The sequence below is a fragment of the Lactonifactor longoviformis genome (assembly GCF_042848515.1).
In the GTDB taxonomy this organism is placed as follows: domain Bacteria; phylum Bacillota; class Clostridia; order Lachnospirales; family Lachnospiraceae; genus Lactonifactor; species Lactonifactor longoviformis.
Map to the genome: position 1 here is coordinate 1,145,227 of NZ_AP031453.1, position 13,539 is coordinate 1,158,765.

Annotated in this window: 10 protein-coding genes; all 10 read left to right on the top strand. The window is 47.5% G+C overall.

Annotation, left to right across the window (positions count from 1 at the left end; all coding sequences use genetic code 11):
* Nucleotides 1-155 precede the first annotated feature (155 nt).
* The 10 genes from trkA to ACGHCT_RS05300 all read left to right on the top strand — a co-directional run bounded on the left by trkA (nucleotide 156) and on the right by ACGHCT_RS05300 (nucleotide 13,508).
* Nucleotides 156-1,517, top strand: coding sequence for a Trk system potassium transporter TrkA (trkA, locus tag ACGHCT_RS05255; protein WP_072849325.1), 1,362 nt, complete (start codon nucleotides 156-158; stop codon nucleotides 1,515-1,517).
* A gap of 10 nt (nucleotides 1,518-1,527) precedes the next feature.
* On the top strand, nucleotides 1,528-2,967 hold the full coding sequence (locus tag ACGHCT_RS05260) for a TrkH family potassium uptake protein (RefSeq protein ID WP_390438754.1): 1,440 nt from the start codon (nucleotides 1,528-1,530) through the stop codon (nucleotides 2,965-2,967).
* A gap of 147 nt (nucleotides 2,968-3,114) precedes the next feature.
* A complete protein-coding gene (locus ACGHCT_RS05265; protein ID WP_390438757.1) occupies nucleotides 3,115-5,238 on the top strand; it encodes a hypothetical protein in 2,124 nt (707 codons plus the stop codon).
* A 36-nt stretch (nucleotides 5,239-5,274) separates the two neighbouring features.
* Nucleotides 5,275-6,459: a phosphopentomutase gene (locus tag ACGHCT_RS05270; protein ID WP_390438759.1), complete on the top strand. Its 1,185-nt coding sequence runs from the start codon at nucleotides 5,275-5,277 to the stop codon at nucleotides 6,457-6,459.
* Nucleotides 6,449-6,856, top strand: coding sequence for a cytidine deaminase (locus ACGHCT_RS05275; RefSeq protein WP_072849317.1), 408 nt, complete (start codon nucleotides 6,449-6,451; stop codon nucleotides 6,854-6,856). Before ACGHCT_RS05270 ends, ACGHCT_RS05275 begins: the two co-directional genes overlap by 11 nt.
* Nucleotides 6,857-6,880: 24 nt before the next feature.
* Complete coding sequence (locus tag ACGHCT_RS05280; RefSeq protein WP_072849315.1) at nucleotides 6,881-8,182, top strand: pyrimidine-nucleoside phosphorylase; 1,302 nt, start codon at nucleotides 6,881-6,883, stop codon at nucleotides 8,180-8,182.
* A gap of 49 nt (nucleotides 8,183-8,231) precedes the next feature.
* The gene (gene deoC, locus ACGHCT_RS05285; protein ID WP_390438761.1) at nucleotides 8,232-8,903 is read left to right on the top strand and encodes a deoxyribose-phosphate aldolase; all 672 of its coding nucleotides are present in this window, start codon (nucleotides 8,232-8,234) and stop codon (nucleotides 8,901-8,903) included.
* Between the two features lie 205 nt (nucleotides 8,904-9,108).
* Entirely contained in the window at nucleotides 9,109-10,527 is a 1,419-nt protein-coding gene (locus ACGHCT_RS05290; RefSeq protein ID WP_072849311.1) for a C40 family peptidase, read from the top strand.
* 195 nt (nucleotides 10,528-10,722) lie between these two features.
* On the top strand, nucleotides 10,723-13,305 hold the full coding sequence (clpB, locus tag ACGHCT_RS05295; RefSeq protein WP_390438764.1) for an ATP-dependent chaperone ClpB: 2,583 nt from the start codon (nucleotides 10,723-10,725) through the stop codon (nucleotides 13,303-13,305).
* Between the two features lie 29 nt (nucleotides 13,306-13,334).
* Entirely contained in the window at nucleotides 13,335-13,508 is a 174-nt protein-coding gene (locus ACGHCT_RS05300) for a DUF4250 domain-containing protein (protein WP_072849308.1), read from the top strand.
* Nucleotides 13,509-13,539: the final 31 nt, after the last annotated feature.

The following is a 13,539-nucleotide window of genomic DNA, read 5'->3' on the forward strand; positions in this document are numbered from 1 at the left end:
GGAAATAATTGAACAAAATTATTACACAAAGGATATTGATAAATAGTATAGAAGTTGCTATTATAGATTACTAGGGCTGTCAGTAAAATGACAGCTGTTTTCCCGACAGCCAGGCTGTAATTAACACGGGAAAGCGAAATCTACGGAGGAGAAAAATGCAGATAATGATTGTGGGCTGCGGGAAGGTAGGATATACTCTGGCAGACCAGTTGAGCGGGGAGGAAGACCACAATATAATTGTGGTAGACAGGAATCCGGACCGGATATCCCGTGTGACAAATGATTTTGACGTTATGGGATATGTGGGGGACGGAGCAAGCTACAGTGTTCTGAAAGAGGCTGATATTGACAACACGGATCTGCTGATTGCAGTGACAGATTCAGACGAGAGAAACCTGCTCTGCAGCCTGATAGCCAAGAAGGCGGGAAACTGCAAGGCAATTGCAAGGGTGAGAAACCCTATCTACAGCAGCGAGGGAGAATTCCTGAAGCGGGAACTGGGCCTGGCAATGATAATTAATCCGGAGTATGCTGCGGCATCGGAGATGGCCCGTATCTTCCGGTTCCCTTCCGCCATTAAAATAGACACGTTTGCCAAAGGGCGGATCGAGCTTCTGCGGTTCCGCATTCCTGTGGGAAATAAGCTTCATGATACACCCGTCTCTAATATCAGAGGCAAGCTGGGCTGCGAGGTGCTTGTCTGTATGGTGCAGAGGGGAGAGGAGGTTTTTATTCCTCTGGGGGATTTTGTACTTCAGGAAAAGGACATAGTCTCTATTGTGGCCGCTCCGAGCAGGGCCAGCCAGTTTTTCCGGAAGATAGGAGTAGAGACCAACCGGGTTCCCAATGTTTTGATCGTTGGCGGCGGGAAGATTACATTCTATCTGGCCCTTCGTCTGATCCATGCAGGGATTGATGTTAAAATTATTGAGCAGAACAGGCAGAGATGTGAGGAACTAAGTGAGCTGCTTCCAAAGGCCAGTATTATCTGCGGGGATGGGACTGACCAGAACCTCCTTCTGGAGGAGGGCTTGGAGCAGATCCGGGGCTTTGCGGCTCTCACAAATTTTGATGAGGAGAATATCCTGCTCTCTCTGTTTGCAAAGAGTAAATCAAAAGCAAAGCTTGTCACAAAAGTGAATAGAATTTCCTTTGACGAGGTAATTGAAAATCTGGGCCTGGACTGTATTGTCTATCCCAAATACATTACTACGGAATTTATTATCCAGTATGTACGGTCTATGCAGGACTCCATGGGCAGCAATGTAGAGAATCTCTATAAGCTCAATGATAACCGGGCAGAGGCCCTGGAGTTTTTAATCAAAGAAGAATCACCTGTGGTCGGGATTCCTCTGGAAAAGCTTCAGCTGAAGAAGAATATACTGATATGCGGCATTAACCGGTACGGAAAGATTATTATTCCCGGCGGACAGGATAAGATCAAAGTGGGAGACTCTGTGATCGTTGTTGTTACAGATTACAGAATCCATGATATCCTGGATATATTGGAGGACTAGGGCAAAGATTATGAATTACGGAATGATTCTATATATATTAGGCTGGATACTTAATTTTGAAGCAGCTTTTCTGACTCTGCCCTGCCTTGTGGCAGTATTATATCAGGAACAGGATGGATTCGCCTTTCTGGGAGTGGCAGTTCTATGCCTCGTCATAGGACTGATATTCTCCCATAAAAAGCCGGCTAATACTTCGCTGTATGCAAGGGAAGGATTTGTGATTGTATCGGCAGGATGGATTGTCATGAGCGCCTTCGGTGCCCTGCCTTTTGTGCTGAACGGTGATATCCCCTCTTATGTGGATGCGCTTTTCGAGACGATATCTGGTTTTACTACTACAGGAGCCAGTATTCTGGCAGATGTGGAGGCCTTGTCCAAGGCCAGCCTTTTCTGGAGAAGTTTCACTCACTGGATCGGCGGCATGGGGGTATTTGTCTTTATCCTGGCGATTCTGCCTTTGGTGGGAGGGTTCAATATGAACCTCATGAAGGCGGAGAGCCCCGGTCCCTCTGTGGGGAAACTGGTTCCCAGAGTGAGAAATACAGCTATGATTTTGTATGGCATCTATTTCATCATTACGGTCGTAGAGTTTGTCCTGCTGGTCGCGGCAGGTATGACAGCTTTTGACGCCATTACCCATACATTCGGTACGGTGGGTACCGGGGGATTTGGAACCCACTCAGACAGTCTGGCTGGCTTCTCTCCGGCGATACAGAATATTGTAACTGTGTTTATGATACTCAGCGGTGTAAACTTTGGCGCTTATTTTCTTATCATTCACAAAAAACCGAGACAGGTCCTGAAGATGGAAGAGGTGAGGATGTATCTGGGGATTATCCTGGCAAGTGCACTCCTGATCGCTTTTAATGTCAGGGACATGTTCGGCAGCTGGGGTGAAACCCTGCGGCATGCATTTTTTCAGGTGGGATCCATTATCACCACCACAGGGTTCGCCACTGTGGACTTTGACCTCTGGCCTCAGTTTTCGAAAACAATTTTGATTATTCTGATGTTCGTGGGCGCCTGTGCCGGGAGTACGGGGGGAGGCATCAAGGTATCCAGGATTACCATCCTGCTGAAAACGATTAAAAAGGAACTGAGAATGATCTCCCATCCCAGGAGTGTCAAGAAGATTGCCATGGACGGACACAGGATCGAACATGAGGTTGTGCGATCTACCAATGTTTTTATTGCCGTATACTTCCTGGTGTTTTTTACCTCTGTACTGCTCCTGGGAATGGATGAGCTGGATTTTACCACGAATTTTACAGCAGTGGCAGCTACCCTGAATAATATCGGGCCTGGTCTGGAGCTGGTGGGCCCCACGCAGAATTTCTCAATTTTTTCTGCGCCGGCTAAGTTTGTGCTGATGTTTGATATGCTGGCAGGACGTCTGGAGCTGTTTCCCATGCTGCTGCTGTTTGCCCCTTCCAGCTGGAAAAAATATTAATCATGAAAAAGCAATAGCGGTGATGCATACAGGCAGAGCCGCTATTTGTGATCTCAGAAAAGAGAAAGATTTTGCATGTGTAAGGGGAGTTTGCTATAATCAGATGCATAGGGGGATGACAGCGTACACAGGAAGGGGTTAGACAAGATGAAAAGAGAAGACAGAAAGAAAAATTTTGCCAGAGTAATCTGCCTTGTGCTGCTTGCTTTTCTTTTAAGCGGTATGAGACAGGACCGTGTTTGGGCAGAGACAGGAGACACAGGACAGACAGAAGAGACACAGGCAGACGGCTCTGAAGAGGAAGATGGAACAGGGCAGGCTCCGGGGGAGTCACAGCCTCTGGAGGCAGAAAACAGAGTGCTGACCATAGGATGGATACAGGAGGGCGGTACCTGGTATTATTATAATTCGAACGGAAGATTACATACAGGCTGGCTGGAGGAGAACGGCAGCTGGTACTATCTGGAGGAAGACGGGAGAATGGCTGTTGGCTGGAGATATATGAAGGAGCAATGGTACTATTTTTCCGCATCCGGTGTCATGGCTGCTGAGCAGTGGGTGGGGGAGTATTACCTCACAGCAAGCGGTGCTATGGCGGTAAATGCATGGATCGGTAAATATTACGTGGGCGGCGACGGGAGATGGATTCCGGGATACAGCCAGGCCCAGTGGATGCAGGAAGGGGAACGCTGGTGGTATAGAAACGCAGACGGCTCATATCCCAAATCCTGCTGGAAGACTATCAGCGGCTCTTCCTACTATTTTAACGAAGCAGGCTGGCTGGTGACCGGCTGGTTCAAGGATCAGGGAAAGTGGTATTATCTGACAGAGTATGGCATGAAAAGGAATGAATGGCTGCCCGACGGGAAAACCTGGTACTATCTTACCGGAGACGGAAGTATGGCTGTAGGCTGGGTGATGGCCGGAGGTGTCTGGTATTATATGAATTCCAATGGTGTGATGCAGACCGGATGGCAGCAGATACAGAAGGAATGGTATTATCTGAAGGCTGACGGAGGAATGCAGACTGGGTGGCTGCTCCAGGGAAAAAGCTGGTATTATCTGAAAAGCAGCGGTGCTATGGCTACTTCCTGGCAGCAGGTGGGAAAGACCTGGTATTATCTGTCCGGAAGCGGAGTGATGCAGACGGGCTGGCAGCGGATAGGGAGAGAATGGTATTATCTGAAGGCTGACGGAGGAATGCAGACCGGGTGGCTGCTCCGGGGAAAAAGCTGGTATTATCTGAAAAGCAGCGGTGCTATGGCTACTTCCTGGCAGCAGGTGGGAAAGACCTGGTATTATCTGTCCGGAAGCGGAGTGATGCAGACGGGCTGGCAGCAGATAGGGAGAGAATGGTATTATCTGAAGGCTGACGGAGGAATGCAGACCGGGTGGCTGCTCCAGGGCAAAATCTGGTATTACCTGAAGAGCAGCGGCGCAATGGCTGCAGGCTGGCAGAAGGTAGGCAGCACCTGGTATTATTTCTACGGCAGCGGTGCCATGGCAGTGAATACCTGCATTGACGGTTATCTGATTAACCGGAATGGGGAATACTACGAACCGGCTGTGGGAACCATAAAAGGGCTGCTTCAGAATGCCATGGTTCCGGTAGGCTCAACCATGTATGTGTACGGAGGAGGCTGGGATAAAGATGCTACAAGAAAGGGGCCAAGCCCCCAGTGGAAGAAATTTTATGAAAAGCAGAATTCTTCTTATGATTACAATACCACAAGATACCAGTCCGAGAATGGACTGGACTGTTCCGGGTTTGTAGGCTGGTCTGTCTACAACGCGTTAAATAAAGTGAGCGGGAAAAGCAGCTGTACAGTAACCTCCACCGCTATGGTTTCCAATTATGCGTCCAGAGGCTGGGGAAGCAAAATCGAACGCTCAAAAGTAAAGGACTACAGGGCCGGGGATGTGATGGGTTCTACCTGCGGTTGCCATAATCATGTATATCTGGTAATCGGGCAGTGCGCTGACGGCAGTGTGGTATTTGTACATTCTTCGCCAAAAGGGGTACAGATCAACGGTACGACGACGCCTTCAGGAAGTTATTCCAGCAAAGCCATATCCCTTGCCAATTCTTATATGAAAAAGTATTTTCCGGAATGGAACAAAAAGTTCGGCAATTCCTCAGGGCCTCAGTATTATCTGAGTCATTTCAGCCAGATGCGCTGGGATATATCAGGGAATAAAGTAATGAGGGATCCGGAGGGATATACAAAGAAAAGTGCAGAACAGGTATTAAAGGACCTGTTTGAAGAATAAAAGTAATAGTGTGCTGTAGGAAAGGAATTGAGACGTATGAATGATAAAAGAGTGTTTTTAATTGTACTGGACAGTTTCGGGATCGGAGCGGAGCCGGATGCAGATTTGTTCGGAGATGTGGGAAGCAATACGCTGGGAACCATTGTCACATCGGACAGATATGATACTCCGAACATGAGAAAGCTGGGACTTTTTAATATAGAAGGGGTAACCTGCGGAAAACGTACGGAACACCCACTGGGTTCCTTCGCCAGGATGCAGGAAGCCTCTATGGCAAAGGATACTACAGCCGGGCACTGGGAGATTGCAGGACTGGTTTCAGAAAAGCCCTTTCCCACGTATCCCCATGGGTTTCCCAAAGAAGTTCTGGACGCATTCTCCAAAGCCACAGGAAGAGGCGTGTTGTGCAACAAGCCCTATTCCGGTACGGATGTAATTCGGGATTACGGGGAGGAGCATATGAGAACCGGGGATTATATTGTCTATACTTCTGCAGACAGTGTATTCCAGATTGCCGCCCACGAGGAGATTGTCCCTCTTGATGAACTGTATGATGCGTGCCGTAAGGCCAGGGAAATACTTCAGGGAGAACACGGGGTGGGAAGAGTCATTGCCCGTCCGTTTATAGGAAAGGCTCCAGAGTTTAAGAGAACACCCCACAGGCATGATTTTTCCCTGATTCCTCCGAAGGACACCATGCTGGACTGTCTGTCCGGGGCCGGCCTGGCGACTATAGGGGTTGGGAAGATATATGATATTTTTGCTGGAAAAGGTGTCTCTGAGACGAAATCCACTGAGAGCAACCAGAATGGGATGGAAATTACCGCTCAGTGGCAGAACGCATCTTTCAGCGGTCTTTGCTTTGTAAATCTGGTGGATTTTGATATGCTTTACGGACACAGAAATGATATTGACGGATATGCGGGGGCAGCGACTGAATTTGACCGGTGGCTGGGCGGATTCCTGGATGGAATGAGGGAAAATGATATTCTGATGATCACCGCTGATCACGGCTGTGATCCGGGGACTCCCAGCACAGATCATTCAAGGGAATACACGCCTCTTCTTGTTTGCGGGAAACATGTGAAAAAAGGGGTTTCTCTGGGTACAAGAAAGTCATTTGCAGACATTGCCGCAACCATTCTGGATATCTTCCAGGTAGAGGGAACGATTGCGGGCACTAGTTTTCTGAGAGAGATAGAGGCACGGGATGGAGAATAAGATACTGATTGAAAAAGCTCTGGCCGCCAGAGAGAGAGCATATGCCCCGTACTCAAAATTCCGGGTCGGGGCGGCCCTTCTCACCCGGGAGGGGAAAGTCTACACTGGCTGCAACATTGAAAATGCTGCCTATGGGCCAACGAACTGTGCCGAGCGGACTGCATTTTTTAAAGCGGTCTCAGAGGGGGAAAGAGAATTCGCCGCCATTGCTGTTGCAGGGGGAAAGCAGGATCAGACCGGGAAGGAATATTGTTTCCCCTGCGGCGTGTGCCGGCAGGTAATGGCAGAGTTCTGTGAAGGAAGCTTTCGGATTCTGGCGGCTAAAAGTCCGGAGGACTACAGGGAATATACCTTGAATGAACTGCTTCCGGAACGGTTTGGAAGCAATAACCTTTAGATATAGGAAAGGCTGGTGGGAAGTATGAGAATGACGGATATCATTGCTGCAAAGCGGGATGGGCAAATACTATCGGAGGAACAGATCCGGGATATGATAGAGCGGTATGTAGCAGATGAAATACCGGATTACCAGATGTCTGCTATGATGATGGCGATCTATTTTCAGGGAATGACAGACCGGGAGCTGACAGTCTTGACGGATGCTATGGCAAAATCCGGTGATATGGTGGATCTTTCTGAGATTCAGGGGATTAAGGTTGACAAACACTCCACCGGGGGAGTAGGCGATAAGACTACGCTGATTGCGGCCCCAATCGCTGCCGCCTGCGGAGTAAAGGTGGCAAAGATGTCGGGAAAGGGACTGGGCTTTACCGGCGGAACTGTGGATAAACTGGAAGCTATTCCCGGATTCCGGACAGTACTGGACCGGAAAGAATTTTTTGATGTGGTAAACCGCACCGGATTGTCTGTCATTGGCCAGTCCGGGAATCTGGCTCCCGCAGATAAAAAGCTGTATGCGCTGAGAGATGTGACCGCTACGGTGGAGAGTATTCCTCTGATTGCCGCTTCCATTATGAGTAAAAAGCTGGCTGCAGGAAGTGACTGTATCCTTCTGGATGTAAAAACAGGAAGCGGGGCCTTTATGTCCGGGCGGGAAGACGCCAGGGCGCTGGCAGAAAAAATGGTTCGGATCGGCACATTGGCGGGAAGAAAAACCATTGCCCTGATCACAAATATGGAGGAACCCCTGGGAAATTACATCGGCAATTCCCTGGAGGTTGCGGAGGCGGTGGAAACCCTGCGGGGAAACGGTCCGGAGGATCTCACAGAGCTTTCTGTGGAACTGGCCGCAAACATGCTTTATCTTGCCCAAAAGGGGGAACTGGAGACTTGCAGGCAGCAGGCAGCAGCAGTCCTGGCTGACGGAACTGCCCTGGAATGCCTGAAGGCAATGGCAGCAGCGCAGGGCGGAGACCCGGAGTCCTTGTCTGACACCAGTCTGCTGCCGAGAGCCCCGTATTCCCGGGAGGTAAAGGCAAAGACAGAGGGCTTTATCGCCGGCCTGGATGCAAAAATGTGCGGAATGGCTTCCGGACTTCTGGGGGCGGGCAGAGAGACCAAGGACAGCGTCATAGATCCCGGTGCCGGCATCATCCTTCATAAGAAAACAAATGATTATGTAATGGCAGGAGAGCCGATTGCCACGCTCTATACATCAAAAGAGGAACTGTTCCCGGAGGCTGTCAATGTGCTGGAAAAGGCAGTGACTTTGGGGAAGGCGCCGAAAGGCAAAAAACAGATGGTTTATGAAAGAATTGTTTGATGGAGCAGCAAAAAGGCGGCAGTAATATATATAGAAGAAAGGGGAAACAATGAGCAGAAAAAATTCGGAAATAGTAAGCCATGTGGATCACACGCAATTAAAGGCGTTTGCTGTGTGGGAGGATATCAAAAGGCTGTGTGAGGAAGCGGTGGAATACCATACAGCGTCTGTTTGTATCCCGCCCTGCTATGTAAAACGCGTCAGAGAGGCCTATGGGGATTCTCTTACTATATGTACAGTAGTTGGATTTCCACTGGGCTACAGCGTGAAAGAGGCGAAGCTCTGTGAGACAAGACAGGCTTTGGAAGACGGTGCGGATGAGATTGATATGGTCATCAATATCAGCGATGTAAAGAACGGGAAATTTGAAGCGGTTTTGGATGAGATAACAACTCTTAAAGCGGCTGTGGGCAGTAAGATCCTAAAAGTGATAGTGGAGACGTGCTATCTGACAAAGGAAGAAAAGATAAAAATGTGTGAAATTGTTACAGCCGCGGGTGCCGATTTTATAAAAACCTCTACAGGCTTTGGCACAGGGGGAGCAACCATAGAGGATGTGGTGCTTTTCAGAGAAAACATCGGGGAAAATGTAAGAATCAAGGCGGCCGGGGGCGTGAAGACAAGGGAGGATTTGGAGAAGTTTCTGGATGCCGGCTGCAGCAGAATAGGAACCAGTTCAGCTGTGGGGCTGCTTTATGGGACACCAGGCCAAACATATTAAGAAATGCACACAAATGTTACATGAATATTAAATTTTAGTTGAGATTTTTAGATCTTTTTCTTGCATATACTTAGGATGTGTGGTAATATGTAAAAGAAATGAAGAAAGTATTTCGTAAATATTAAACGTAACACGTAGGAATCTCAAGAGGGAAATGAGAAAGCAAAAATAGTGTACATACTTAGATGAGAGGTTAAACGGTATTATGAAGAAGAAATTTATTGGAGTAAGCTTAGCAATCGTACTTAGTATGGCTCAGATTATTTCTGTAGGAGCTGCAAAAGAAGATGATATTAAGGCCGCAAAAGCGCAGACAAGCAGTCAGCTGGCAGCAGTAAATAATAAGATTAATAAGTTAGAAGATCAGAAAGCAGCATTAAAAGCTGAGATTAATGAATTAGATCAGGATCTGGTAGAGGTAATTGTTCAGATTGATGTTTTAAAGGATGATATCACCACCAAGGAAACTGAAATCGAAGATACAAAAGAAGATTTGAAAGTTGCTGAAGAAAACAGGGACGAGCAGTATGCTTCCATGAAGAAAAGAATTCAGTACATATATGAAAAAGGCGGCGACAGTGCATGGGCGCAGATGCTTTTAGAGGCTGACAGCCTTTCCGGTATGCTGAGTAAGGCTGAATATACACAGCAGTTATATGATTACGACAGAAACAGCCTGAATGAGCTGAAAGAAGTAGTTCAGCAGGTGACTGACCTTGAAACTCAGTTAGAGACAGAAAAAGCAGAACTGGAAGACATGCAGGTTGAATATGAAGGACAGCAGAAAGAACTGGAATCAACCTTAGAGCAGAAAAAAGCTACAGCAAGCGATTATGAATCACAGATTTCCAGAGCAGAGTCTCAGGCAGCTGAATATAAAGAATTAATCCAACAGCAGAATGCTGAATTGCAGAAGATTCAGGAAGAAAAGGCCGCAGCTGCAGCAGCAGCTAAGAAAGCGGAAGAAGAGGCACAGAAAAAGGCGGCTCAGAAGGCAGCACAGGAATCTTCCTCTAAGAAAGATTCAGACAGCCAGAAGAGTGATGACAATAAGTCTTCCGGTAATTCCAAGAAAGATAATAACAACAGCAACAGCAGTAATGAGGATACAGACGAAGAAGACAGCAGAGGAAACTCCTCCAACACTTCTAAAGATGACGAAGACAACAGCTCTAAAGGTGAGAGCAGTTCCAATAGCTCTAAGGGCGACAGCAGCTCAAACTCTTCCAGCAGTTCTTCAGGATCATCCTCCAGCAGTTCAAGCAGTGCTACTGGACAGGCAATTGTTAATTATGCAACTCAGTTTGTGGGCAACCCATATGTATGGGGCGGCGAGAGTTTAACAAACGGTGCTGACTGTTCCGGATTCACCATGCAGGTATATGCACACTTTGGAATCTCCTTGCCACATTCTTCCGGGGCACAGAGATCTTATGGCAGGGCGGTATCTTATGCAGAGGCTCAGCCAGGTGACCTGATTTGCTACTCAGGACATGTTGCTATCTATATGGGAGGCGGTCAGATTGTACATGCTTCCAACAGTGCACCTTATCCGAAGGGCGGAATTAAAATCAGCGGAAACGCTGCATATAAGACGATTTTATCTGTAAGACGTCTCGTATAATACATAGCAGATTTACTGCCGTTTATGGAGTTATCCATGAACGGCAGTTTTTTTTATCTCTGGTTTACACCAGGACATAGAAAAATATTTCGGAAAAACAAAAAAATACTTGCTTTTTCAAAAAACTATGTTATAGTAGTTATAGAACAAGCAAATAAACAATGTGTTTGAGATAAACGATATGGAGGCGATTTTATGAATATTAGTAAATTTACACAGAAATCACTTCAGGCAGTGCAGGATCTGGAAAAGACAGCCTATGAATTTGGCAATCAGGAAGTTGAACAGGAGCACCTTCTGTATAATCTTCTGCACCAGGATGACAGTCTGATTTTGAAGCTGATTGAAAAAATGGAGATTAATAAAGACCATTTCCTGAACAATGTGGAGAATGCTTTGAACGCCAGGACAAAGGTGTCCGGAGGCCAGCCGTATATCGGCCAGCATCTGAACAAAGCGCTGGTAAGCGCAGAGGACGAGGCTAAAGCTATGGGGGATGAGTATGTATCTGTGGAGCATCTCTTTCTGTCTCTGCTAAAGAATGCAAGTCCATCTATGAAGAAACTCTGGAATGAGTATGGGATTACCAGGGAAAGGTTTCTGCAGGCTCTTTCTACGGTTCGGGGAAACCAGAGAGTTACCACAGATAATCCTGAAGCAACCTATGATACTCTGAACAAATACGGGCAGGATCTGGTGGAGAAGGCGCGAAACCAAAAGCTGGATCCGGTAATCGGCAGAGATGCGGAGATCCGTAATGTTATCCGTATACTTTCCAGGAAGACGAAAAACAACCCTGTTTTAATCGGTGAGCCCGGCGTAGGTAAGACGGCAGTAGTAGAGGGGCTGGCACAGCGTATTGTAAGAGGCGATGTGCCGGAAGGACTGAAAGACAAGAAAATTTTCTCTCTGGATATGGGAGCATTGGTAGCAGGCGCTAAGTACAGAGGGGAATTCGAAGAGCGTTTGAAAGCTGTCCTGGAGGAAGTCAGAAAAAGCGAAGGACAAATCATTTTATTTATAGATGAGCTGCACCTGATTGTAGGAGCAGGAAAGACAGACGGAGCAATGGATGCCGGCAATATGTTAAAGCCTATGCTTGCTAGAGGAGAACTGCACTGTATCGGCGCGACCACTCTGGATGAATACCGACAGTATATTGAAAAGGACGCGGCTCTGGAGAGAAGATTCCAGCCTGTAATGGTGGATGAGCCTACAGTGGAGGATACGATTTCCATTCTCCGGGGACTGAAGGACCGATATGAGGTATTTCATGGGGTTAAGATTACAGACGGCGCCTTGGTAGCAGCAGCCACCTTATCGGATCGGTATATCTCTGACCGGTTCCTTCCGGATAAGGCCATTGATCTTGTGGATGAAGCGTGTGCCCTTATTAAAACAGAGCTGGATTCCCTCCCCACAGAGCTGGATGAGCTGCAGAGAAAAATCATGCAGATGGAGATCGAGGAGGCTGCCCTGAAAAAAGAAACCGATAAGCTGAGCCAGGATCGCCTGGAGAACCTTCAGAAAGAACTGGCAGATTACAGGGATGATTTTAATGCCCGTAAGGCTCAGTGGGATAATGAAAAGGTTACCGTGGAGCGTCTGCAGAAGCTGAGAGAGCAGATTGAAGAGATGAACAATCAGATCCAGATGGCCCAGAGAAACTATGACCTGGAGAAAGCGGCAGAGCTTCAATACGGAGAGCTTCCAAAGCTGCAGCAGCAGCTGAGTGTAGAGGAAGAGAAGGTAAGGAAACAGGATCTTTCACTTGTGCATGAGAGCGTTACCGATGATGAAATCGCCAGAATTGTATCCCGGTGGACAGGTATACCTATTTCTAAGCTAACAGAGGGGGAGCGAACCAAGATCCTGGGGCTGGAGGATCAGCTCCATGAGAGGGTGATTGGACAGAACGAAGCGGTGAGCAAGGTGACAGATGCGATTCTGCGCTCCAAGGCGGGTATTAAAGATCCGTCAAAACCAATTGGTTCCTTCCTTTTCCTTGGTCCCACCGGTGTGGGTAAGACCGAGCTTGCGAAGACTCTTGCGGCGGCTCTATTCGATGATGAAACTAACATGGTGCGCATTGATATGAGTGAGTATATGGAGAAATACTCTGTATCCAGGCTAATCGGTGCACCTCCGGGATATGTGGGATACGAGGAGGGCGGCCAGCTCACAGAAGCCGTGAGAAGAAAGCCCTATTCAGTAGTACTTTTTGATGAAATAGAGAAAGCGCACCCGGATGTGTTTAATGTACTACTTCAGGTGCTGGATGACGGGCGTATTACAGATTCTCAGGGACGTACCGTAGACTTTAAGAATACGATTCTTATTATGACATCTAATATAGGGTCAACCTACCTTCTTGACGGCATTCAGCCGGATGGAGAAATCAGCCCGCAATGTGAGGAAATGGTGCACCAGGATCTGAGAAATCATTTTCGCCCTGAATTTTTGAACCGTCTGGATGAAATTATTATGTTTAAACCGTTGACAAAAGAGAATATTGGCGGTATTGTAGATTTGCTTATCAAAGAGCTTAACCATCGGCTGGCAGATCAGGAGTTGTCACTGGAGCTTACAGATGAGGCAAAGGCATATGTCATTGACGGGGGATACGATCCGGTCTACGGAGCCCGTCCCCTTAAGCGGTACCTCCAGAAATATGTGGAGACACTCAGTGCAAGGCTGATCTTGTCCGGTGAAATCGATGCAGGGGACACGATCCTGATTGATGTGGAGAACGGGGAGCTGGTGGCTAAAGTAAAATAATACTGAGAAAGCAGGCAAGGAGTGAAACTATGCTGCCAAAAGATCCGGCAATTTTATTGAGTTACGTGAATACACAGCTGAGAGATCATTACTCTTCCCTGGAAGACATGTGCAAGAGTCTCCAGGTAGATAAAGAGGGCATTAAAAGGAAGATGGAAATGATAGACTACGAATATGATGCCCAACAGAATCAATTTGTGTGATGCTTAACAGGGCAGCCGCACCGGTATGATA